3 protein-coding genes are annotated in these 25,678 nt (G+C 48.0%); all 3 read left to right on the top strand.

Going from position 1 to position 25,678, the window contains the following annotated elements; translation table 11 throughout:
- Nucleotides 1–132 precede the first annotated feature (132 nt).
- On the top strand, nt 133–3,831 hold the full coding sequence (locus tag A9236_RS09485; RefSeq protein WP_143070628.1) for a filamentous hemagglutinin N-terminal domain-containing protein: 3,699 nt from the start codon (nt 133–135) through the stop codon (nt 3,829–3,831).
- Nucleotides 3,791–24,754, top strand: coding sequence for an autotransporter-associated beta strand repeat-containing protein (locus A9236_RS11335; RefSeq protein ID WP_071467861.1), 20,964 nt, complete (start codon nt 3,791–3,793; stop codon nt 24,752–24,754). The genes A9236_RS09485 and A9236_RS11335 overlap by 41 nt, the downstream gene beginning before the upstream one ends.
- Nucleotides 24,729–25,678 (top strand): YDG domain-containing protein (locus A9236_RS09475; protein ID WP_201721755.1); only part of this gene is annotated, 950 nt, incomplete at its 3' end. The genes A9236_RS11335 and A9236_RS09475, both read left to right, overlap by 26 nt.

Genomic DNA, 25,678 nt, shown 5'->3' with positions numbered 1-25,678 from the left:
AGGGCGATTTCCTCTCAAAAGCGATATCTAGAGAATTGCTCTAAAACTGGGTCTTGATTTGACGGGGCTTCCAGGGCTTGACAACTTCAATATTTGCTTTCAAAAAATGCTTTATTTAAAATACCTGCTGCGGTGTTTTCTATATGTACAAAGGGTTTAACGCAGATTCGTATAGATGAAAAACACACACCATTTGTAAAAAATATTTTGGTACTACTGAAAAAAATTCTCTCGCAAGGTAGCGTTCATTTGCACACGCAAATGTGCAAGGGAGTTGCCTTGCTTGCGCGCACGCAAGCGGTTAAGAAATTACTCCAAAATACCGCCAAATCACCGACCCGAAAGATTGCAAAATTCTTCTCATCCCTTGAGATGTTTTCTTCGGTCGTTGCGGTTCAAGATATCACCCAAAATACGATTTGTATTTTTGATGCTTTAATACTCTTGGTCCAATCTTTCCAAGATCGTGTTTTGAAGAAGAAATTTGCTCGAGTGACCCTGTCTTCCAATTTCAAATTACAAAGCATCTCCAAAATCAAACCAAAAGCCATTTTGAGTTTTTTCGTTTTAATTGCATTCCAATGTGAATATGTGGTGGCCCAGCCACTCAATGCATTGCCAACCAACGGAAAGGTAGTGGCAGGTTCTGCATCGATTTCACAGACAACCAATACCATGACCATCAATCAAAGCACGCAACGTGCAGTGATTAATTGGGATAGCTTTAACATTGGTAAAAATGCCTCTGTAAACATCAATACTCCAGGTGCAAATTCAGCGACTTTGAATCGAGTTACTGGCACTAGCGCTTCTCAGATCGATGGAGCCCTCAAATCCAATGGCCAAATCGTCCTGGTGAACCAAAATGGCGTAGTTTTTGGTAGGGGTGCTCAGGTAGATGCTGCAGCCGTTACGGCCAGCACCATGAACATCGCTGATAAAGACTTTATGGACGGTAAATCCACCTATAACGGCAACGGAACCGGCAAAATCATCAATAAAGGCTCGATTCAGGCCAATGAGCCTGATGGCTTTATCGCTTTGCTGGCTCCAGAGGTCCAAAACCAGGGTTATGTCCTAGCCAGGGCGGGTGGCAGCATTGCCATGGCTGCTGGCGACCAAGTGACCCTTAATTTCCAGGGCAATCACAGTTTGGTTGGCGTTACGGTAGATAAGGCGACCCTGAAAGCCCTCATCGTCAATAAGCGGGTAGTTGAGGCTAATGGGGGCCTGATTGTCCTCGCCGCAGGAGCGGCTAACCAGCTGATGAGTTCAGTGGTAAAAAACACCGGCAAGATATCTGCCTCCTCCATGGTCAACAACGGTGGTGTCATTGAGCTGGTTGCCAATAATGTCACCCAGGCAGGCACAGTTGAGGCCAATAGCTCTGCAACTAATGGCAAAGGCGGTCAAGTCAATCTTGTCGCAAACGATATCAAGATCACTAAGAAATCCTCTACGACAGCAACTGGCACAGCTGGTGGCGGACAGGTGAATGTTGGTTTAGCGCAAACCCAAGCTTCTGGTGGTACGCAAGTCAATGCGCAAACGCCTAGTGCAAATACAGCACAACAAAATCAAGCAGTCGTTGCAAGTAATGCAGCACAAGCAGCGAACACAAAACAAATGGCAAACACTGTGACCGTGAAGCGGGGCGCTGTGATTGACGTGTCTGCAACTCAAAACGGTAATGCAGGATCTATCGCGATTTGGTCGCAAGTTAAAACGACTGTTGCTGGAACACTCAAAGCAATTGGTGGTGCAATAAACGGCAATGGTGGATTTATAGAAACTAGTTCAAAGGGTGTAGTCAACCTTGCGCCAAAATTGGTTGTTGATACCAGCGCTGCAAAAGGTAAATCAGGTTTGTGGTTCCTAGATCCAATTGATTTGATCATTGACGCATCTGCTGCAAATGTCATTTCACTTGCTCTTGCAAACAACAACGTCAGCATTGCTGTGAATGGCAATGTCTGCCCAAGCCTTGGTGGCTGTACGCAAGCGGGTAGTGGCAATCTTACGATTGCTAGTGGCGCAAATATTCTGAAGCAAGGTCTTACACAAACAACACTGACATTAACGTCATCTGGTATTTTTAATTTGAACGCTGACATTAGCGGACAAAATTTGAACGTGATCATTAACAGTTCAATTGCATATCTGAACGTTGGCACAACAATCACGGCAACACAAGTGACGGTGCAAGCACAAAGTGTTTATGCAAACGGAAACATCAATGCAGTGAGCTCAACAACACTGGGTGCAGCGATTCAATTACTTGCACAAGCGATATACGTATCTGGTGGTTTAAATGTTGCAACGAACACCAATACAAACAGCAACACAAACACCAATACATCGGTGACATTTAACGGCAATGTTATTCGTAAGGAAGACTTGCCTGCGTTCTTAACAGCGCAAAATAACGCCACAACTGCACTGGATGTTGTGTACTCAACAACTGCAGCTAATGATGCGTCCATCAGCACCCCAATTACTGCCAATAATCAGACCAATGTGATCAATCTGAATGCCGTTAGGGAGATTAATCTCTACAGCACTGCAGAAATCAAGGCAAATGGCACTACCGGTGGCTATATCAACATGACTGCTCAAGCATTAAATGCTCAAAGCGGGTCTCTGATTCAGGCCAACGGCAACAATGGCCCCGGTGGCTTAATCACTCTGACAACTAGTGATTTACACCTCTCAGGAGCGATCAGCGCCAATGGCGCAAACGGTGGCTCTTTTGCGCTTTCTGCAAATAATGCCCAATTTGATGGCGGTGCCACCATTCAAACGAATGGTTCGAACGGCCCTGGAGGCACCATATCTATTGATGTTTCACAAGATTCAGTTATTGTCAATAGTGGTTTATACGCAAACGGTACAACGGACGGCGGCAGCATCCGAATCCTCTCTCGTGCGGGGAATTTGAGCCTCTTTGATTCATTGATTCAGACCAACGGCGGCAGTGGTCGCGGCGGTAGCATTGGTATTTCAACTTTCAATCAAACCATTCTCTCAGGTGCAACAGTAGAAGCGAGTGGCTTTATTCAAGGCGGAACAATCTTAATCGGCAATGATGCTAATAACAGCACATTGCCGTTTTCTATTTATACGAGCTTAGATGCATTAACTACTATTAATGCATCTCAAACCAACCTAAGTAATACGACCGCGGGTGGTTTAGTAGAAACCTCCGGCGCAACCCTTTCTATGCTCGCAAGTATTAAAGCAGGTAGAGGGGGAATGTGGTTAATAGATCCATATACATACATCATTGGAAGTACTGAGGCTGGCTACATTAACACGGCTCTAAATGCTGGAACAGCCGTCACGATCAACGCTACAAATGCTTCAACAAGTGTTGGCTCAAACTCCATTTCAGGATCTGGCTCTACCAGCGCCATCGTTATTAATGGATTAATTAGCGCTTCAAGTGGAACAGCTGCGCTATCACTTACTGCAACAACGATCTATATCAATAACAACGTTACAACAATGGGTAGTCAGACCTACACTGGCAACGTTGTTCTTGGCATGCCATCTATCGTATTGCAAACAAGTAATGCAGGTGTAACGGTTACTGGCAGCATTACAACTCAGCCCACTGTTTTAGAGTTTTTGGGAAGCAGTAGTTATCTCTTCAATGCAATTACTTACTCCGCCAGTTCCTCAGCCTCTTCGTTAGGCATGTTAGGTTCAATTTCTTGGAGCGGAACTAATTACACATTCACGCCTTCTAGCAGTCTGACATTGAGTTCTGTTTCCACACTTCTTGTGGCTGGTGGTCGGATCTGGTGGCGCTGTCTCCAACGGTGGATATGAGGGTGGTGGTGGTGGTGGTGGTGGTGGTGTTGCATCTGGCACGATGCAGCTAACAGCTAACACCAATTATGTGGTTACTGTAGGAGCGGGGGGTATTAGTTCATTTAGCACTACAAATGCATGTTGCAATGGTGGCAATACAACTATTACTGGCGGTGCAACAATCACTGTATATGGCGGTGGTGCAGGTGGTGAAGGTAACGGTGGGGGCTCTTCAACAGGTATTTCAGGAGGATCGGGTGGCGGTGGAAATGCATATGGTGGTACACATAATCCTGGTGGGGTTACTTCCTGCTCCGGGTGCCCATCTGGATTGACCGCGTACGGCTATAACGGAGGTACGGGTACGAATGGTGTTGGAGGAGGTAACGGCGGCGGCGGCGGAGCAACAGCGGTCGGCACTTCAGCAAATGGATCAACAGCTAGCAATGGTGGGGCAGGCCTTACAACTGATATCACTGGAAGCTCCGCTGTTTATGGTAGTGGGGGTGGTGCCGGTGCCGGTGATATCCCACACATGAACGGTGGAAATCAGGGTAGCGGCGGCACCTATGCTGGTAATGGCGGTACTGGTGGTAATAATGGTAGCGGTGGAAGTGCAGGCGGTAATGCTGCCTCCAATTACGGTGGCGGTGGAGGCGGTGCGGGTGGCATGACGAATCAGCTTGGCGGTACTGGTGGATCTGGAATAGCCGTATTTAAATTTAGTACTACATCTGGCTTAACAATTACTACGGGCAGTGGTGCAGTCAGTCTTGCTGCGGTGACTGGCCTATCTAGTCTCACAATTAACTCAACCTCAAACGCAAGCCAGGTAACCGGAATTATTTCTGGATCGGGATCTGTGGCACTGAACTCTGCAAGTGGATATAACTCTGGAGTGCTTAATCTCTCTGGTGCTAATACCTATACCGGTAACACCACCGTTTCAGGTGGCACCCTCCAGTTTGGCAATGCTTATGTCACCACTACTAGCGCAGTTACTAGCTCCCCAATTGGTACTGGCAATATCACCATTAATGCCGGCGCTACTTTAGATCTCAATGGTTATAACTTTGGAACTAGCACTCAAACCAGTAACGTACCAGCGATTACGATGGCTGGTACCGGGACAGGCGCTAGCCAAGCGAGCTTAATTAATAGTGCTACTGCAGCAAGTGGTTCAGCAATCGAATACGGCGCTATCAACCTAACCAAGATTGCTGGTGTTGCAGGTACCTTAGTTGATTACATCGGTCAAATCACAAACTCCAATAGCAACACCTTAACGATTGCCGGCATCATCGCAGATGGAACAGGTAGTAATGCGGCTGGAGTGCAAGTTGGTGGCACTGGTTACTTGGGCACAGTAATCTTTAAGGGTGCTAATACCTATAGCGGTGGCACCACCATTAGTGCGGGTACGCTTAGCGCGTCTAGTGGTAATGCCTTGGGTGTTGGAGCTGTAGGTATTGGTTCCTCCGGCACTCTAAATCTTTCATATGGCGGCACAGTTACCTTGGGCTCTAACTTGAGTATGGTTGCTGGATCAAGTATCACCAACACCGCAAATACTTCAAATTTAACTGTTACTGGTACAGGCACTCTGGCCGGCACTATTAATACTGCCGGCTACCAAACCTATAGTGGTGCAGTTACTTTGGGTGCTAATACTACGCTTACAACTACCAATAGTGCTGTAGTTTTTGCTGGGGCTGTAGACGGAACGGCATCTGGTTCGCAGTCGTTAACGGTTGCTAGTGGAACGGGTTCTATTGTGTTGGGTGGCAATGTTGGAGGATCTGTATCTCTATCATCTCTCAATTTCAGCAGTAGCACCGCATCCACCGTGTTAATAGGCTCGGTAACTACGGCTGGCTCACAAACATATGCAGGCGCATTGTATGTGGCAGGTAGCTCACCAACATTGAGCAGCAGCAGTGGTGGAGTGACGATTACTGGTGCTATTTCAACCGGTGCAATTTTCCAATTTACTTACGCTGCAACTAACTACTTGCTAAATGGCACTTCAACAGCTGCATCTGCAGCAGCCGTTCAGGCTGGTTTGATTGTGACGACTAGTGGCACAGGCTTGTTCTCAGTCTCTACCGTAGTGCCTTTATCAGGCATGCAGTATTTAGTTGTTGGCGGCGGCGGCGGCGGTTCTATTGGTTGTGCTTGCTACAACGGTGGCGGTGGCGGTGGCGGTGGCGCTGTAATTACGAATTCAAACACCTCTTTAGCGACTGGTACCAACTATGGCGTCACTATTGGTAATGCTGGTGCTGGCGCTTCAGGAGGTGTTGTAGCAAATGGTGGAACTGGGGGAAATACCGTCTTGAGTGGTTTATCTGGGGGCACGGTTACGGCGGCAGGTGGAGGCGGTGGTATTACTGGTCTAATAACAGTTAACTCAACTTTATTCTATTCGTCTGGTGGCGCAGCAGGTAATGCCAATGGTGGTGCCGGTGGATACGGCGGAAGCAACAGCTGCGGTTCTTCCTGCTCATATGAAAACGGCGGTAATGGCTATACAAGTTCTATCACCGGCACATCTTATGTTTATGGTTCTGGCGGCGGCGGCGGGTCTGGATATAGTATCGGCGGTGGTACTGCTGGTGTTGGTGGAACTGGCGCAGGTAATGGTGCCCCGGGCAATGGTAATGCCACAAGTAATGGTGTCTCTGGTACCAATTATGGTTCTGGCGGTGGAGGCTCTTACAGCACGGGCACTGCTGGTTCGGGCGTAGGTGGAACAGCTATTTTGGCTTTGCCTTCTAATGCATTAACTATTAATGCAGGTAGTGGGGCGGTGTCGATCGGTTCATCAAGCAAGCTCACCAGCTTAACAATTACATCAAGCTCAAGTTCCTCAGCTCAAAGCAGTAGCGGAGTGATTAGTGGTGTAACTAATTTAATTTACAACGGCTCCGGAAAATTCACTCTAGCCGGTGCCAATACCTACAGCGGTGGCACGACGATCTCTGGCGGTACTCTTCAAGTTGGCGCAGGAAGTACAACCGGAAACTTAGGTACTGGCGGCGTTACTGATAATGCTGCGCTGATCTTCAATAGAAGCGATGCTATTACTGATGCTAATAATATTACCGGCTCAGGCACTCTGACTCAAGCTGGTTCAGGCACATTAACCTTGAGCGGCAATAATAGCTATACAGGCGGCACCATACTAAATGCGGGAACGCTGAATCTTGGCTCTGCAAATGCGATTGGTAGCACTGGAACCATTACCTTTGGCAATAATTCTGGCTCGGTTACTGGGGGCGGTATTTTGCAGTACAGCTCTAGTAACACCACTGATTATTCGAGTCGCTTTAGCAATGCAATATTCCAAACGTACATTATTGATACCAATGGCCAGTCAGTCACATTGGGTAGCGCGTTATCCAGTAACGGTGGCACGCTCATCAAGCAAGGTTCAGGCACTTTAACCCTTGGCGGAGCGAATACGTACGCCTATGGTAGTGGCACCCAGATTTATGGCGGTACTCTGCAGGTTAGCGGTGACGGAAATCTTGGAGGTAGTAGCCCTATTTGGTTGATTGGGGGTAACCTACTTGCTTCATCCTCTTTCACCACCAGTAAGAACATTATTGCCAGTGGTACTGGCGGAAATATTCAGGTTGTCAGTGGCGCAACCTTGACGCTGAGCGGATCCATGATTAGCGGCACCACCATTAATCTTGGCGGATCATCCACCACCAGCACGTACACTGGATCGATCGTTTATGCGCCGAGTAGCGGCACGGTTACTAACCTGAATCTCTACGCAGGTACTTTATTAGCCAATTCCTCTTTCACGCTTGCCAATACATTGACTGTCTATGGTGGAACGATTTCGGCAACCTCAGGTTCGACGCTAACATTAAGCAATATCGTTAGTGGAACTGCTGGCATCAATATTGGTGATGCCACTAATACAGGTACCGTAATTCTATCCAACACCTCAAATGCATTTAGTGGCGGTACGACTGTGAACTATGGCACTTTAAGTGTCAGCGCACAAACCAATTTACCCAGTGGAAATACTGTCACATTAACCAATGGCGGTACTCTTCTAGATACAGCGAATAGCGTAACTCTTGCCAATAATATTGTTTTAGGAACGGGCGGTGGTGTCATCGCAGTCAATGGCTCAGCCAATACCTTAACTTTATCTGGAACAATGACTGGTGGTAGTGCGAACGCCATTCAGTTTGGTACCAGCGCGAATACAGGAACGATTGCTTTAACCACAGCCAAAGCCTTTACAGGTGCCATGACAGTTAGTGCGGCTACCGTTAATCTGAGCGGCACATTAGCAACCACCTCTATTGGTATTTCAGGTAACGGCACGCTTGCTGTAACCGGCGGTGGCTACAACCGCATTAATGCCGCCAGTGTCATCACCATTAGTAACGGAACTTTCGCTAATACCCAAATAGGCACGGGCGGAATCGGTCAAACAATGGCTGCAGGTTCTCAGCTAAACCTTAATGGAAATGCAACAGTCAGTCTTGCTGGAGCGGGCGACACCTGGGGATCGATTTCTGTTCAAGGACTTACCATCAACTCGACCGGTTCTGGTAACACTATTACTGGAGGCGCGCTAGCGATCTACAACACTGGTCTAACCATCAGTGTAGCGAGTGCCACTTCATTGACTATCAGCTCCTTAATGGAAAACTCAAATAGCACTGCAGGCTTATTCACTAAGATTGGTGCCGGTACGCTCATTCTCACTGGGGCTAATACATACACTGGCGGCACTACTATTTCTGCTGGCACCATACAGGTTGGCGCAGGTGGCACCACCGGTAATCTGGGTACGGGTGGGGTAGCGATTAATAATAATTCTGCGCTCGTTTATAACCGTAGTGATGCTCTTATTGATAACAATATTATTTCTGGTACCGGTACGGTTACTCAGGCTGGCACAGGCACTACGACACTAGGTGGCGCGAATACTTACACTGGTAATACAACAGTCAATGCTGGTACCTTAGCGAATACATCATCTGGCTCGAGCACAAAGACGGTTGCCTTCATTATTAATAATGGCGGTACCTACAAGCTCTTATCGACAGGCGGATTCCCGCAAGCCACAACGAATGGCTATACGTTTGTAGTCAATAGCGGTGGAACACTCGATCTAAATGGTGTGGGTTGGATTGATGGCGGTGTCACAGGTTATGCTATTCAGCTCAATGGCGGTACGCTTGCCAATAGTTCAGGTACGGCAGCTACTGTAACGATGAGCTATTCAACCACTAGAGATATCGTGCTGGCAGCCAATTCTTATATTGGCGGCACAGGTAACATCACTTTGAATGGCGTCATTAGTGGCGCATTTAGCTTGACCAACTCGAATACTGGGGTTGTGACGCTTGGCGGAGCTAACTCCTATTCTGGCGGCACATTTATTAATGCTGGCACAGTGCAAGTTAGCTCTGATGGAAATTTAGGTGCTGTACCAAGCTCAGCAGCGACTAACGTCACTATTAACGGCGGCGGATTGTTGGCCAGCGGTCAAACTGGCGCATTCTCGATTGGCGCAAACCGCGGTATCGCGATCGGCTCTAGTGGCGGCTCTATCAGTAATGCCAGCACAAGTTACACATTAACTGTTGCGGGAGTGATATCTGGCTCCAACACACTAACGGTTAATGCAGGCAGCAATACCGGTACCGTTATTCTCTCGAATGCCGCGAACTCATACAGCGGCAACACGACGATTAACAGCGGTACATTGCAAATCGGATCATCGGGCACCCTTGGCAGCGGCTCTTATGCTGGAAACATCAGCATCGCCACAGGCGCAACCTTCAAATATTCCTCATCTGCTGCGCAAACGCTCTCCGGTGCAATTTCAGGAGCGGGTACTCTTACTAAAGATACCAGCACATCCGTTCTAACGATTTCGAATCCAAATACATTGTTTACCGGTCCGGTCAATGAGAATGCTGGTACTTTGGTATTGAGCAATCCAAATGCCTTGGGGGGTTCAACAGGTGGCCTGCTAACCATTGGTGCAGCAGGCATTGTTGATCTTCAATATGCTGGTACTGTCACCCTGGGAGCACTCTCCATTGCTTCTGGTGGATCTATTATTAATTCCACCGCGAATAGTGCTTTAACCGTAGCGGGTACAAGCACCTTGGGTGGAAGTGTGAGCACTAATGGCTTGCAAACCTACACTGGAGCTGTAACTTTAGGAGCCAACACAAGTCTTACCGCTACCGCAGCCCCAGTTACATTTAGCTCAACTATCGATAGCGTTACTGGATCGAATTACTCATTAACTATTACCAATGGAAGCGGTAGTAATACGTTTGCTGGAGTAGTAGGGGGCACCACTCCTTTATCTACGATCTCAGTATCTGGTCCTAGTACTTTGATGGGTTCTGTCACAACAAACGGGGCTAGCGGGCAACTCTGGAGTGGTGATTTAAGTATTGCTGGCAACATTTCGCTCAATAGCAACAATGGTTCAGTCACAGTAAATGGTGCGATCACCATTCCTCAAGGCCTTAATATTCTGCAATTAACAGGATCTGGTGCTTATAGCGATACTGTTGGTGGTTCTGCTTACACTGGCACTGTTAGCTCCTCTGCCATTTCTTTGCCTGGTGGTGGAGGTAGCTTGTCATATTCCGCTGGCGCTTATTCTTGGCTTGCCCCAGTCAACGTCCAAGCTCAATACTTGGTTGTAGCTGGCGGTGGCGGCGGCGGTGGAAACATTGGTGGCGGCGGTGGCGGCGGCGGCGTTGTTGCTGGTACCTTTACAGGCGGAACCGCACTGACTTATACAGCTATCGTGGGCGCCGGAGGAAGCGGTATCAATGTCAACCAGATTGGAGGCGGTGCGGGTGGTGATTCTAAGTTAACCCAAACCACACTTTCTTTGAACGTGTCTGCTGTTGGTGGTGGTGGCGGCGCCTATTACTCGAATAACGGTTTATCGGGTGGATCAGGCGGCGGCGCTGGAGGTGGTGGCGCTGGTTCTGGTGGCTCAGGTACCTCTGGGCAAGGGAATGCCGGCGGTGCAGCTCCTTCTAGTCTTGCTGCAGCTGGTGGTGGCGGTGGTGCTGGCGGCCCAGGATCTGCTGGCAATAATAGTTACACGCTTGGCGCAGTAGCTGGTGGAAATGGTGGCCCTGGTCTCGCTTCAAATATTACCGGAAGCGCTGTTTATTACGGTGCGGGAGGCGGTGGATCTAGCGGTGCATATGGTGGTAGCGGAGGCCAAGGCGGTGGGGGCAACGGCGGCACTTACATTATTGCTGGCACTACTTCTGCCGCTGTCGCAGGGTCGGGCTATGGAAGTGGTGGTGGTGGTGGTTATGGCACGACCCTCAATGGGGCCAATGGATCAGCGGGAACAGTGATCTTGTCCTACTATGCCTCCAATACATTTGCTATCAACGCTGGCAGTGGAAACGTATCAATTACCAATAATGTGAATCCTGCGACTGCAAATGCAAACTATTTGAAGTCGATCGCAATTACTTCATCCAATGCCTCAAACATCATTAGCGGTAATATCTACGGTCTTACATCACTCACATATAACGGTGCTGGTACTCTCAAGTTAACTGGCGCCAATACCTACTCTGGCGGAACAACGATTGGCACTGGTGCGACTTTGCAAGTCGGTAACGCGGGAACAACTGGATCTATCGGTAGCGGGGCAATTACCGATAACGGTACGTTAATCTTTAATCTGACAAATAACATCACAATCAGTAACTCGATCAGTGGCACTGGTTCATTCATACAGGCCGGTACTAACACTATTATTTTGACTGGTACCAATACCTATGGTGCAACCACCATCAATTCTGGTGCTACCTTGCAAATTGGTAATGGTGGCGCTTCGGGTTCTATCGGTACTGGCGCAATTACCGATAACGGAACATTGATCTTTAATCTTACAGGCGACCTTACCGTTAGTGGCGCTATTAGTGGAACTGGCTCATTGACTCAGGCTGGCACTAACACTGTCACTTTGACAGGTGCCAATACATACGGTGCTACCACGATTAATGCTGGTGCTGCCTTGCAAATTGGTGCTGGCAGTACAGCTGGTGCACTGGGATCGGGCGCTGTAACTAACAATGGAAGTTTGACATTCAACCTCAGTGGTGCCTTGTCTTATGGCTATGCCATAAGCGGTATTGGTTCGGTCACTCAAGCAGGATCAGGCACTCTTACGCTGTCGGGCAATAGCTCATACTCTGGCGGAACCACTATTGGTAATTCTTCAAAAATTATTGTTACTAGTGTTAATGGCTTGGGTGGATCATCTGCTGGGCCTTTAAGTATTGGTTCATCTGGCACATTGGATTTGCAGGCTGCGGGCACTATAACGTTGGGCTCCTTAGTAATGGCTTCGGGAAGTTCCATCACCAATACAACATCAGGTACAACGAATAGCGCACTGACGGTCTCCGGTACGAGCACACTGCTGGGTACGGTAACGACTTATGGCGCACAAACCTATACTGGCGCAGCGCTTGTTGGTGGAGCAACTACCCTTAACTCGACGACTGGTGGAGTCACTTTTAGTAGCAGCGTTGCTTCATCAGCAGCCATTACTGAAGTGATTCAGTTCTTAGGTGGCGGTTCATATAACTTCGCAGGAACTGCAGGAACCGCTACAGGTACAGCAACTACATTTGCTGATGGCTCATCTATTGCCTATAACAGCTCTACCGGTGTTTATACCTTCGTGGCGGGTACATCAGGCTCTTCTCAGTATTTGGTTGTTGGTGGTGGCGGTGGCGCTAGTAGAGGTGTGAGCAGTGTTTACTGGGGCGCAGGCGCTGGAGGAGGTGCGGTTTTATCTGGCAGCACCTCATTGGTATCTGGAAGCTCTTATAGCGTGACTGTTGGCGCTGGTGGAGCGGGCCAAACTTTGGGGACAGCCCTGACGATTAGTGCGGCCGCTGCATCACCTGCTGCGACATCAACTGCTTCATCTGGCTACAACGGTGGCAATGGTGGAACCTCTTCTTTTGCTGCAATCTCAGCAGCTGGCGGCTTGGGAAGTATTGCCAATAGCGCCGTAGGGTCTGCAAGCGGAAATGGTAATGCTGGTGGCAGGGGTACTGCATACGGTATCACTTCGACCGGTTGCGCAGCCCCAGGAAATTGTGGTGCTGGAGGCGGCGGTGGTGCGGGTGGAGTTGGATCTTCTACTGCAGGTGGACTTGGTGTTGCATCAAACATCACAGGATCTTTGGTTACTTATGGCGCTGGTGGTTGTGCATCTAATGGCGCTAGCTGTACTACTGGCGTACTAACGGCCAATATTGGCTCAGGTGCTGGTGATGGCGCTACTACACCATCTCAATCAGGTAGTTCAGGTGTAGTCATACTCTCTATTCCAAATGTGATTACAACTACATCGCTCACCATTAATGCTGGTACTGGTGCGGTCAGCATGATTGGTAATGTCACCAACCTCAATTTAGTCATTAATTCGAAGAGTGCGTCTAGCTCAATCGCTGGGGTGATTTCTGGGCCAGTTTCATTGACTTATAACAATGGTACTGGCTACACAACAATTGCAACCCCAGTCTTGGTGCTTTCTAATGCCAATTCTTATAGCGGTGGTACAACAGTAATTGCAGGCACTGCGCAGGCAGGAAGTGCTACTGCGTTTGGTACAGGTGCAATCACAGTTGGTTCCGGTGTTAACTCTCTAGGTTCTGTTGATGTACACGGGTATGCGATTGCTAATAGTTTGACTGTCTATGGCGGTGGAGCGCTTGGCGCGATTGCCAATAATGGCTCAACTGCGGTGACCTTGGGTAATGCAATCACCGTTGGCTCTGCCTTCTCATTCGGTGGCTCAGGTGGTTTAACTATTAGCAACGCAATTTCCGCTTCTACCAACGGCATTGCCTTTGTTGGAACGGGTTCCTACACATTAACCAATACCTCTAATTCGATTGCCACTATCGGCGGTGTAAGCGCAACTACGATTGGTGCTCTGAACCTAGTTGATTCAGTTGCTTTAACAGTAGGTTCTGTCACCCTCAATTCCATTGCGTATGCTGGTATCAATAGTAGTGGGGCAGTTACGCTGACAGCGACATCATCGTCTGGTACAGGCATTAGTTTCAGCAACAACTTAAATGCAACTGGCGCAATTGCTATCAGCGGCACAGGTAGCTCAAGCTCATCCTATAACGGCATTTATATTGCTAGCGCAGTGGGTGTCACTTCAGCAGGTAGCACGGTCACCATGACCGGAGTAGGTGGCTATGGAGTGGGGCTCTATGATGGCTCATCTATTGTGCACGCCAGCGGTGATCTCAATATCAACGGTACCGGCACTAATTCAACAAACGGTATTGGACTCTATTTGACTAATGTGTCTGGTACCGGCGGGTTTATTAAGTCCGATACCGGCAATATCAATTTAAAAGGCGTTTCTAATAGTACTAACTACTACGGTACTTATATTCGCATGCCTGTTATCGCCACATTAGGCTCGGTAACGATTTCTGGTGCAGGCTCTGCTGGTGGCATTGCCTTTGACGGATGGTACGGATCGGTTGCTGCTGGTCAAAATATTACTTTAATTGGCTATTCCACAGCTGGTTACGGTGTTTACTTGCACATGGCCAACAATGCATCAGGATATTTACTAGCCGCCAATTCAGCAAACTCATCCTTAATCAATGGCAATATCACTATTGCTGCTAATGCTGCTGCAAGCTCAGGCATTTATACAGATATCGCTAATACGATTTATGCCTATAACGGCAGCATTGATTTCCGAAATGCGACTCTTGCCGGCACACTCGCGAATGCTGTTACTAACTCTGTCTTTGCGACAGCGGGTGCAGCGGGTTCTGCAGTGAGCTCTTTAAATGGTATCGCATGGAACGGCAGCATGTACGCTCTGAATAACAGTACGCCTGCATCTGCAACCGGTGGCGGAACAATTACGATCAATTCCAATCCAAGCAATACTGCAACGAGTGCAGCTGCTACGGGATTCCAGTTGAATGGCAATGGATCCATCATGAGTGCATGGGGTGATATCACCATCAATGCCAACGGCACACCAAATGGCGTAAATAGCGCTGGTGCCTGGCAGGGCATCTTGATGAATGGCACCTCCCAGCAGATTCGGAGTTATAACGGCGCCATTACCTTGGTCGGTACTGCAAACAACACGACGACATCGCCTTATATTTCAGGTGGCGTTACCCTTTATGATGACTCCGACCTCATACGAGCAAAAAATTCAGTCAGCATTACGGGTATTGATTTATCAACTATTGGTGCTTATCTAACCATTACCAATACTGGCACCAACGGTGGCGTCACTTCTGAAACTGGCAATATCACCATTAACGGAATAAGTAACTCTGCAAGCTATGCAGGAACTTATATCCGAAATCCAATTAGTGCTCCAAATGGCGCTATCACTATTAGTGGCGCCGGTAATATTGCAGGTCTCTACTTAGACTGGGCATCACCTTCAGTTTCTGCTGGAGGTAATATTTCTTTAGCTGGTTATTCAACAGCAGGTAATAGTTTATACATCACGGTAGGCGGCCTTACTCCGGCAATTAGCTCTACCGGCGGGAATATTATTCTGGCTGGTTACTCCGGCGCTTCAGCAAGCTACGGCATCTATGACTCCGGTATTAATATTCGCACTACTGGCGGTAATATCGTTGCCGAAGGCGCTAGTCTGAGTGGTATTGCAGGAACCAATACTAATGCGACATCGGCCTTGGTAGCTGCTGCAACAGCCGGTACACCAGTATTTGCCACCGGTAATAGTGCCATTGCTGCTTATGGCGTTACCGGAGGTTTCTATGACACTGGCACATTAAGTGCATCGGGCACCATCACCATTAACGGCACTTCAAGCACTGGTACTGCTGTCACCGCAACCGGTGCAATTTCAGGTAGCGCGCTGACAGTAACAGCAAATGCTACTACAGCATCAACCATCGCTTCTTTTGGTGCCATCACTATTAATGCTGGTGGTGGAAATCTTTCTGTGACTGCTAACGACACGGTAGCAGGTGCCAATACCGGGATCACGCAAACTGGCGCAATCTCTGCTGGAAGTGGTAGCAACCTTACTTTCACCTCAAACAACCTTATTAATCAAGCTGGCGCCATCAGCTTAACCGCCAACACCAGTGGCACTACAGCCAACGTAATCTATGACACTACAAGTGGATCCAAGTTATCCACCATTACTTCTGGTGCGTTAACGGTTACATCAGGATCCTCATCGGCTATTAATTATTTAATGAAGTCGCTTGGATCAGCCATTAACCCTGGAGCAGTTGGTACGGCATTGGTAGCATTGCCTGGCACGATTACTATTGACAACACCTACGGTGGTACAACTCCTGCAACTGGTTACATCACTTCTAGTAATCTTGCTAGCTATGCAACTACAGTGGTTGGAGCCACTATTAATAACGCTTTGTATGGTACGGGCAACATTACCATCAATGGTGCAACTAATGCATCACAAGGTATCAACTACAGCGCAGTGATTAATAGCAGCAATGGCAATGTTGCAATGACAGGTATTACAGCTAGCAACTATGGTATCTACACATCTAATGCTTCCACTATCACTGGTAATAACATCACCATGAATGGTTATGCAGCTGGTGCTGTTAATGGTTGGATAGTGCAGGCTGGTGCACTGACCATTAATAGCGGCTCAGTCGGTGGCAGTATTGCAATTACGGGTACTGAAGTTACTGCTGGTAACGATAACGGCATCTATCAGTCAGGTGCAATTACTGGCGCTAGTGGTTCCAATATTAGCTTCACCTCAAACAACATCATCAATCAAACTGGCGCCATTAGCCTAAGCGCCAATACTAGCGGCTCAGTAGCTAATATTATTTACAACACAACATCGGGCAATAATTTATCTACGATTGCTTCTGGTGCGTTAACGGTTACCTCTGGTTCTACTAGTGACATTAACTTCACGATGAAGTCTGCAGGTTCTGCCATTAACCCTGGCGCCATCGGAACTGCATCTATCGTATTGCCCGGCTATATCTTGCTGGATAACACATATGGTGGATCAGCGCCGGCTACTGGGTATATCACGGCCAGCAATTTAGCAACCTATGCAACTACCGCTGTAGGTGTCACACTCAATAATGCTCTTTATGACTCAAAGGGCATTACCGTGAATGGCGTCACTAATGGTTCTAACTATGGCATCAGTATTACATCAGCGCTATCTACGACAAATAATTCAATCGCATTAACTGGAATTTCTACTGCGGCTGCAGCAATTTATTCTAGCTCTGCTGGCACCATTGCCACTGCAAGTGGTGCTCAAATTCTGGGTACGGCGACTGCAGCTACTGCAGTTTCATTGGCTGGTACCATCACCAATACCGGTACTACTGGTACTGGTGTCATGATTAAGAGTACTACCAATGCTGCGGTAGGCAATGTGACGAACTCTGGTTCAAATGGTATTCGTATCGCAGGGGGCTGGACTATTGCAGCTGGCACAACTACGGGTGGAACCATCAGTTCTGTTGGAACCTTATCGAATACTGCCGGTGGTATCGGTTTTTCAGTAGCGGCCCCAAGCACCAATCCTGGCAACAGTGGAACCCTGGAATATGTCCTTGGCATCACCTCTGCTAATGCAGATGCAAGTAAGAATGTGAGTTACGGTCTAGTAGGGGGTAATTTTACTAACGCGACAAACTATGTCAGCGGCACAAACTTCATCAACTACCGTCAAAGCCTCAGCTATACCATTACTGCAACAGTTTCTGGAAACTACTCTGCGGCTTATGGCACGGCCTATAACTCTACGGCCGCAACAAGCTGGTTGCAGTCGCATACTAGTGTTGCGATATCAGGCGCATCCACTTTTGGCTTCAGCGTAAGCTCCGCATTAACAGTACTGACCTTCAACAGCACAATTGGAGCATCCAACCTTAATGCAAATAATGTTCAAGCAAGCACACCTTTAACAAGTGGCAGTTTGACAGCTACTGACGGCGCTACTGTCATTTTATCTGGAGCGCCTACCTATACGATCACTAAGGCTAACCTCACCATTACGGATACAGCACAATCCTATACCTATAACGGTTTGAGCTATGCCGCAAATCAACAATACATAGTTTCTGGTCTAGTCACCTCTATTGGTGGTGTAGCAACAACTGATGCTGTTTCATCGGTGACCCAAGCATTTAAGACGGGTACAACTGTTGGCTCTGGAGCAGTCTTAACAGTCGGCAATGCTGCAATTGTTGGAACCTATAATGCAATGCCGACTGGGGTATCAGGTACTAATTTAAGCAATTACAACATTAGCTATGCAGGTGCAGCATCAACAGTGACTGCAGCACCTCTTGGCATCACTATCACTGGCACCTACGCTAAGAGCACTACGATTACCCCAACAGCCTTTACAACCAACGGCCTAGTCAATAGCGAAACGATTACTGCCATTAGCAGTGCGACCGTCAATAGCGCCAACGTAGCTGATAACGGTACGAACTATGTCACTGGTATCACTGTCAGTGGTGGTACTGCATCCATGAGCAACTACGCCATTACTACTGCTTACAACACCACAGCAGGTACCACCCAAAATACCGCCACGATTAACGCGAAAGCGTTGACGGTGACTGGTAGTACTGTTGCCAATAGAGCTTATGACGGCACTAGAACGGCAACCGTGACTGGTGGCTTATTGGCAGGTGTCATTAGTGGCGATACTGTGACCTTGACCCAGGCTGGTAACTTTGGTCAGGCTGGAGTAGGGAACGCGATTGCGGTTACTGCAAACGATAGTATCGGCGGTGCATCGGCTGGTAACTACAGCCTAACCCAGCCCACTTTAGCTAGCGCCAATATTACTAAGGCGGCCCTAGGTATCACGCTTACTGCTACTTATGGTGCTTCAACTACTGTTACCCCAACAGCCTTTACAACCAACGGCCTAGTCAATAGCGAAACCATTACTGCGATTAGTAGCGCTACCGTCAATAGCGCCAACGTCTCAGCGAACGGCACTAACTATGTCACTGGTATCACTATCAGTGGTGGTACTGCTTCCATGAGTAACTACGCCATTACTGCTGCTTACAACACCACAGCAGGCACCACTCAAAATACCGCCACGATTAACGCGAAAGCATTGACGGTGACTGCGAATGACGTTTCAACCACCTACGGCACAGCCGTAAGTCTTGGAACTAGTGCGTATGCACTGTCAGGCTCGATGCTTACAGGAGATTCGATTACAGGTGTAACACTTTCTTATAACAGTGCAAATACTGTGGCGGCAACTACTAATGCCGGCACTTATTCCGGTGGTATTGTTCCAAGTGCAGCCATTGGTACTGGTTTAGCAAACTACTCGATTAGTTATGTTGCTGGTAATTTATCTGTTGCGCAAGCTAACCTGACATTGACACCAAATTCTGTATCTATTGCCTATAACGGTAATACCTTAGATAAAGCAGTATATTCACAAGACTTTACTAACTACACTGTAAGTGGCTATAAAAACACGGATACAACCCTGAATACACCGGTTACATTTACTGGCAGTATGAACTTTGCTGGTAGCTCTAGCACTGTTGTGAAAAATGCTGCAACTTATAGCTTGACTACTGGTAGCTTGGTTGGCACCACCACAGCAGGTAACTACAACATAGTCTTTAGTAATCCTTCAAGCAATGCCTATGTCATTAACCCAGTGACATTATCAGTTGCCGCGACAAAGCCATATGATGGCAGCCGCACTTTTGCTGCGAACCAAATTACTGTCGCTACTGGTATCGGCAATGAAACCGTGACTATATCCGGTAACGCTACTGCCAATAGCGCAAACGTTACAGAAGTCAATAACCTAAATACCACTGGATTAACTCTTGGCAATGGTTTGCATGGTGGATTAGCTGCTAACTATCGTTTGCCAAGTAGCACCGGTAGCGTGACCATTTCACCTTTGAATATTGCAGTGTCAATAAATGCGCAGACTAAAGAATATGACTCAACAACCAATGCAGTATTGACTTCTGGCACAAACTCAAACGCAGGAAGCTACACGCTTACTGGCTTTATTTCAGGTGAGGGTGCTTATATCACTCAGACTGCTGGCCAGTACGATAGTGCAACTGTTGCTGGCGCAAGCGCTGTAAATACTTCCCTTACTTCTAGCCAGTATGTTGCGAAGAGTGGTACTAATTTAAGTAACTACGTTCTGCCGCTATCGATTAGCGGTAGCGGCTCAATTACGCGTGCATCACTAACAATCATTGCCTCAGACGATACTAAGTTCAGAGGAAATGCCGATCCTACATTTGGTTATGTTATTGATCCAAGCCAATTTAAAGGCTCTGATAATGCATCTAATGCGCTAACCAGTATTCAGGTAACTCGTCCTGCCGGCGAAACAGCAGGGGATTATGTCTTGACGCCTAGTGCAAGCGCAGCCAACTACACCATTATTCCGGTGACCGGCAAATTCACCATTATCCCTGATGGCCAGATGCTGATTAAGGTTGCTAATAACTCTATTACATATGGAACGCTAACCAGCGGCAATTTGGCAGCAAATACCTCTGCTTCAGCCTCCTACTGTCAAATTGGTAGCGATTGCTCAGCGCCATACATCGTTAATCTGACACTCACGCCAACTTCAACAGCCAATACCTGGGTAGCAACAGATAGTCGTTCAGGATCAGCTCAGGGTAATTACACCATTAGCGTAATTCCACCAAGCCTGACTTCTGCCAATAACAGTAGCAGTGGTTTCTTAAATGTTGGTAATTACGTTGTGACGCCTTCCACTAACGTGATCACCAATGCAGGTTATTCAACCAACTACAACACAGCGTACCCAGTGCTAGCAGTGGCGGGTACGCTTTCTGTTACACCGTTGGCATTGACCGTGAATTCACCAGCAAGTCCAAGCAAGGTGTATGACACAACCACCACTATCAGTGGCCAGGCTCTGACAGCAAGTAATGTAATCGGTAGCGATAAAGTTTTCATTACCGCTGCTGGTAATTATTTTCATGCAAATCCCGCATTAAGTGCCAATGTTGGTACATCGCTTTCATATATCTTAGATAACTTCACACTGAGTGGTGCGGATAAGGCAAATTATGTGGTGAGCAGCTCGGTATTGGGTACTAATGGCATTATTAATGCCGCGCCGGTAAGGATTGGTGGTTTAAGTGTAAATAACAAGACCTATGATGCTACCTATGCGGCGACTGTTGCGGGTACAGCAGTAGCAAACGGTCTACTGGGCTCTGACACTACAACGGTCTTGGGATCTGCTACAGCAACCTTCAATCAGAAGAACGTAGCTGACGGTATTGCTACTACTGTTGATCTCTCTAATATGTCGCTTGGTAATAGCAACTACGCGATTACCGGCTTGACAGCCCCACTAGTTGCCAATATCGGTAAGGCCACCTTAACCGTCAATGGCGTGAACACCAACGTGACCTATAACGGCAGTGCTCAAACCAATAGTGCTGCTAGCATCGTTGGCCGTCAGGGCAGTGATGACTTTACGATTAGCGGCTACGGTACTGGTACTAATGCAAGCAATACGGCTTACGCCGATAACTTAGCAGTATCTCCAGTCACTGGTACCTTGGCTGCAAACTACAACGTGGTCTACAACAACGGTGGCCTGACGATTGGTAAGGCAGTAGCAACCGTAGCTGCCAATAAGACTTATGACGCTACTACCGGATTGACTGCTAATCAGGTGAGCATTACTGGTATTGGTGGCGCAGCGCTTGGCTTTACGGTAGGTAATGCCAGCTTGAGCGATGCCAATGTGACTACTGCTAATAAGTATGTCAACTTAGGTACCTTAGCTTTGGCTGCTGGTGGTGCTGGTACTAGCGCAACAGCGAACTATGTATTGCCAAGCTCTACTTATGGCGCTAATAACAGTGCTACGGTTGGAGTAGCCACCTTAACCGTCAATGGTGTAAACACCAACGTGACCTATAACGGCAGTGCTCAAACCAATAGTGCTGCTAGCATCGTTGGCCGTCAGGGCAGTGATGACTTTACGATTAGCGGCTACGGTACTGGTACTAATGCAAGCAATACGGCTTACGCCGATAACTTAGCAGTATCTCCAGTCACTGGTACCTTGGCTTCAAACTACAACGTGGTCTACAACAACGGTGGCCTGACGATTGGTAAGGCAGTAGCAACCGTAGCTGCCAATAAGACTTATGACGCTACTACCGGATTGACTGCTAATCAGGTGAGCATTACTGGTATTGGTGGCGCAGCGCTTGGCTTTACGGTAGGTAATGCCAGCTTGAGCGATGCCAATGTGACTACTGCTAATAAGTATGTCAACTTAGGTACCTTAGCTTTGGCTGCTGGTGGTGCTGGTACTAGCGCAACAGCGAACTATGTATTGCCAAGCTCTACTTATGGCGCTAATAACAGTGCTACGGTTGGAGTAGCCACCTTAACCGTCAATGGTGTAAACACCAACGTGACCTATAACGGCAGTGCTCAAACCAATAGTGCTGCTAGCATCGTTGGCCGTCAGGGCAGTGATGACTTTACGATTAGCGGCTACGGTACTGGTACTAATGCAAGCAATACGGCTTACGCTGATAACTTAGCAGTATCTCCAGTCACTGGTACCTTGGCTGCAAACTACAACGTGGTCTACAACAACGGTGGCCTGACTATCGGTAAGGCCAACTTAACGGTCAATGGCGTCAATACCAATGTGAACTACAACGGTAGCGCTCAAACTAATAGCGCAGCCTCTATCCTTGGTATCCAAGGCACTACCGATGCCTTTACGATCAGCGGCTACGGCACTGGTACCAACGCCAATACCACTGCTTATGCAGATAACTTGGCGCTCACCCCAGTCGGTGGCACCTTAGCCTCGAACTACAACGTCACTTATAACAATGGCGGCCTGACCATCGGTAAGGCCACCTTAACCGTCAATGGCGTAAACACCAACGTGACCTATAACGGCAGTGCTCAAACCAATAGTGCTGCTAGCATCGTTGGCCGTCAGGGCAGTGATGACTTTACGATTAGCGGCTACGGTACTGGTACTAATGCAAGCAATACGGCTTACGCCGATAACTTAGCAGTATCTCCAGTCACTGGTACCTTGGCTGCAAACTACAACGTGGTCTACAACAACGGTGGCCTGACGATTGGTAAGGCAGTAGCAACCGTAGCTGCCAATAAGACTTATGACGCTACTACCGGATTGACTGCTAATCAGGTGAGCATTACTGGTATTGGTGGCGCAGCGCTTGGCTTTACGGTAGGTAATGCCAGCTTGAGCGATGCCAATGTGACTACTGCTAATAAGTATGTCAACTTAGGTACCTTAGCTTTGGCTGCTGGTGGTGCTGGTACTAGCGCAACAGCGAACTATGTATTGCCAAGCTCTACTTATGGCGCTAATAACAGTGCTACGGTTGGAGTAGCCACCTTAACCGTCAATGGTGTAAACACCAACGTGACCTATAACGGCAGTGCTCAAACCAATAGTGCTGCTAGCATCGTTGGCCGTCAGGGCAGTGATGACTTTACGATTAGCGGCTACGGTACTGGTACTAATGCAAGCAATACGGCTTACGCCGATAACTTAGCAGTATCTCCAGTCACTGGTACCTTGGCTGCAAACTACAACGTGGTCTACAACAACGGTGGCCTGACTATCGGTAAGGCCAACTTAACGGTCAATGGCGTCAATACCAATGTGAACTACAACGGTAGCGCTCAAACTAATAGCGCAGCCTCTATCCTTGGTATCCAAGGCACTACCGATGCCTTTACGATCAGCGGCTACGGCACTGGTACCAACGCCAATACCACTGCTTATGCAGATAACTTGGCGCTCACCCCAGTCGGTGGCACCTTAGCCTCGAACTACAACGTCACTTATAACAATGGCGGCCTGACCATCGGTAAGGCCACCTTAACCGTCAATGGCGTGAACACCAACGTGACCTATAACGGCAGTGCTCAAACCAATAGTGCTGCTAGCATCGTTGGCCGTCAGGGCAGTGATGACTTTACGATTAGCGGCTACGGTACTGGTACTAATGCAAGCAATACGGCTTACGCCGATAACTTAGCAGTATCTCCAGTCACTGGTACCTTGGCTGCAAACTACAACGTGGTCTACAACAACGGTGGCCTGACGATTGGTAAGGCAGTAGCAACCGTAGCTGCCAATAAGACTTATGACGCTACTACCGGATTGACTGCTAATCAGGTGAGCATTACTGGTATTGGTGGCGCAGCGCTTGGCTTTACGGTAGGTAATGCCAGCTTGAGCGATGCCAATGTGACTACTGCTAATAAGTATGTCAACTTAGGTACCTTAGCTTTGGCTGCTGGTGGTGCTGGTACTAGCGCAACAGCGAACTATGTATTGCCAAGCTCTACTTATGGCGCTAATAACAGTGCTACGGTTGGAGTAGCCACCTTAACCGTCAATGGTGTAAACACCAACGTGACCTATAACGGCAGTGCTCAAACCAATAGTGCTGCTAGCATCGTTGGCCGTCAGGGCAGTGATGACTTTACGATTAGCGGCTACGGTACTGGTACTAATGCAAGCAATACGGCTTACGCCGATAACTTAGCAGTATCTCCAGTCACTGGTACCTTGGCTGCAAACTACAACGTGGTTTACAACAACGGTGGCCTGACGATTGGTAAGGCAGTAGCAACCGTAGCTGCCAATAAGACTTATGACGCTACTACCGGATTGACTGCTAATCAGGTGAGCATTACTGGTATTGGTGGCGCAGCGCTTGGCTTTACGGTAGGTAATGCCAGCTTGAGCGATGCCAATGTGACTACTGCTAATAAGTATGTCAACTTAGGTACCCTTAGCTTTGGCTGCTGGTGGTGCTGGTACTAGCGCAACAGCGAACTATGTATTGCCAAGCTCTACTTATGGCGCTAATAACAGTGCTACGGTTGGAGTAGCCACCTTAACCGTCAATGGTGTAAACACCAACGTGACCTATAACGGCAGTGCTCAAACCAATAGTGCTGCTAGCATCGTTGGCCGTCAGGGCAGTGATGACTTTACGATTAGCGGCTACGGTACTGGTACTAATGCAAGCAATACGGCTTACGCTGATAACTTAGCAGTATCTCCAGTCACTGGTACCTTGGCTGCAAACTACAACGTGGTTTACAACAACGGTGGCCTGACGATTGGTAAGGCAGTAGCAACCGTAGCTGCCAATAAGACTTATGACGCTACTACCGGATTGACTGCTAATCAGGTGAGCATTACTGGTATTGGTGGCGCAGCGCTTGGCTTTACGGTAGGTAATGCCAGCTTGAGCGATGCCAATGTGACTACTGCTAATAAGTATGTCAACTTAGGTACCTTAGCTTTGGCTGCTGGTGGTGCTGGTACTAGCGCAACAGCGAACTATGTATTGCCAAGCTCTACTTATGGCGCTAATAACAGTGCTACGGTTGGAGTAGCCACCTTAACCGTCAATGGTGTAAACACCAACGTGACCTATAACGGCAGTGCTCAAACCAATAGTGCTGCTAGCATCGTTGGCCGTCAGGGCAGTGATGACTTTACGATTAGCGGCTACGGTACTGGTACTAATGCAAGCAATACGGCTTACGCTGATAACTTAGCAGTATCTCCAGTCACTGGTACCTTGGCTTCAAACTACAACGTGGTCTACAACAACGGTGGCCTGACGATTGGTAAGGCAGTAGCAACCGTAGCTGCCAATAAGACTTATGACGCTACTACCGGATTGACTGCTAATCAGGTGAGCATTACTGGTATTGGTGGCGCAGCGCTTGGCTT

The sequence above is a fragment of the Polynucleobacter sp. QLW-P1DATA-2 genome (genome assembly GCF_001870365.1).
GTDB lineage: Bacteria > Pseudomonadota > Gammaproteobacteria > Burkholderiales > Burkholderiaceae > Polynucleobacter.
The sequence above is the reverse complement of the archived record's forward strand: the minus strand, read 5'-3'. Positions and strand labels throughout refer to the sequence as shown.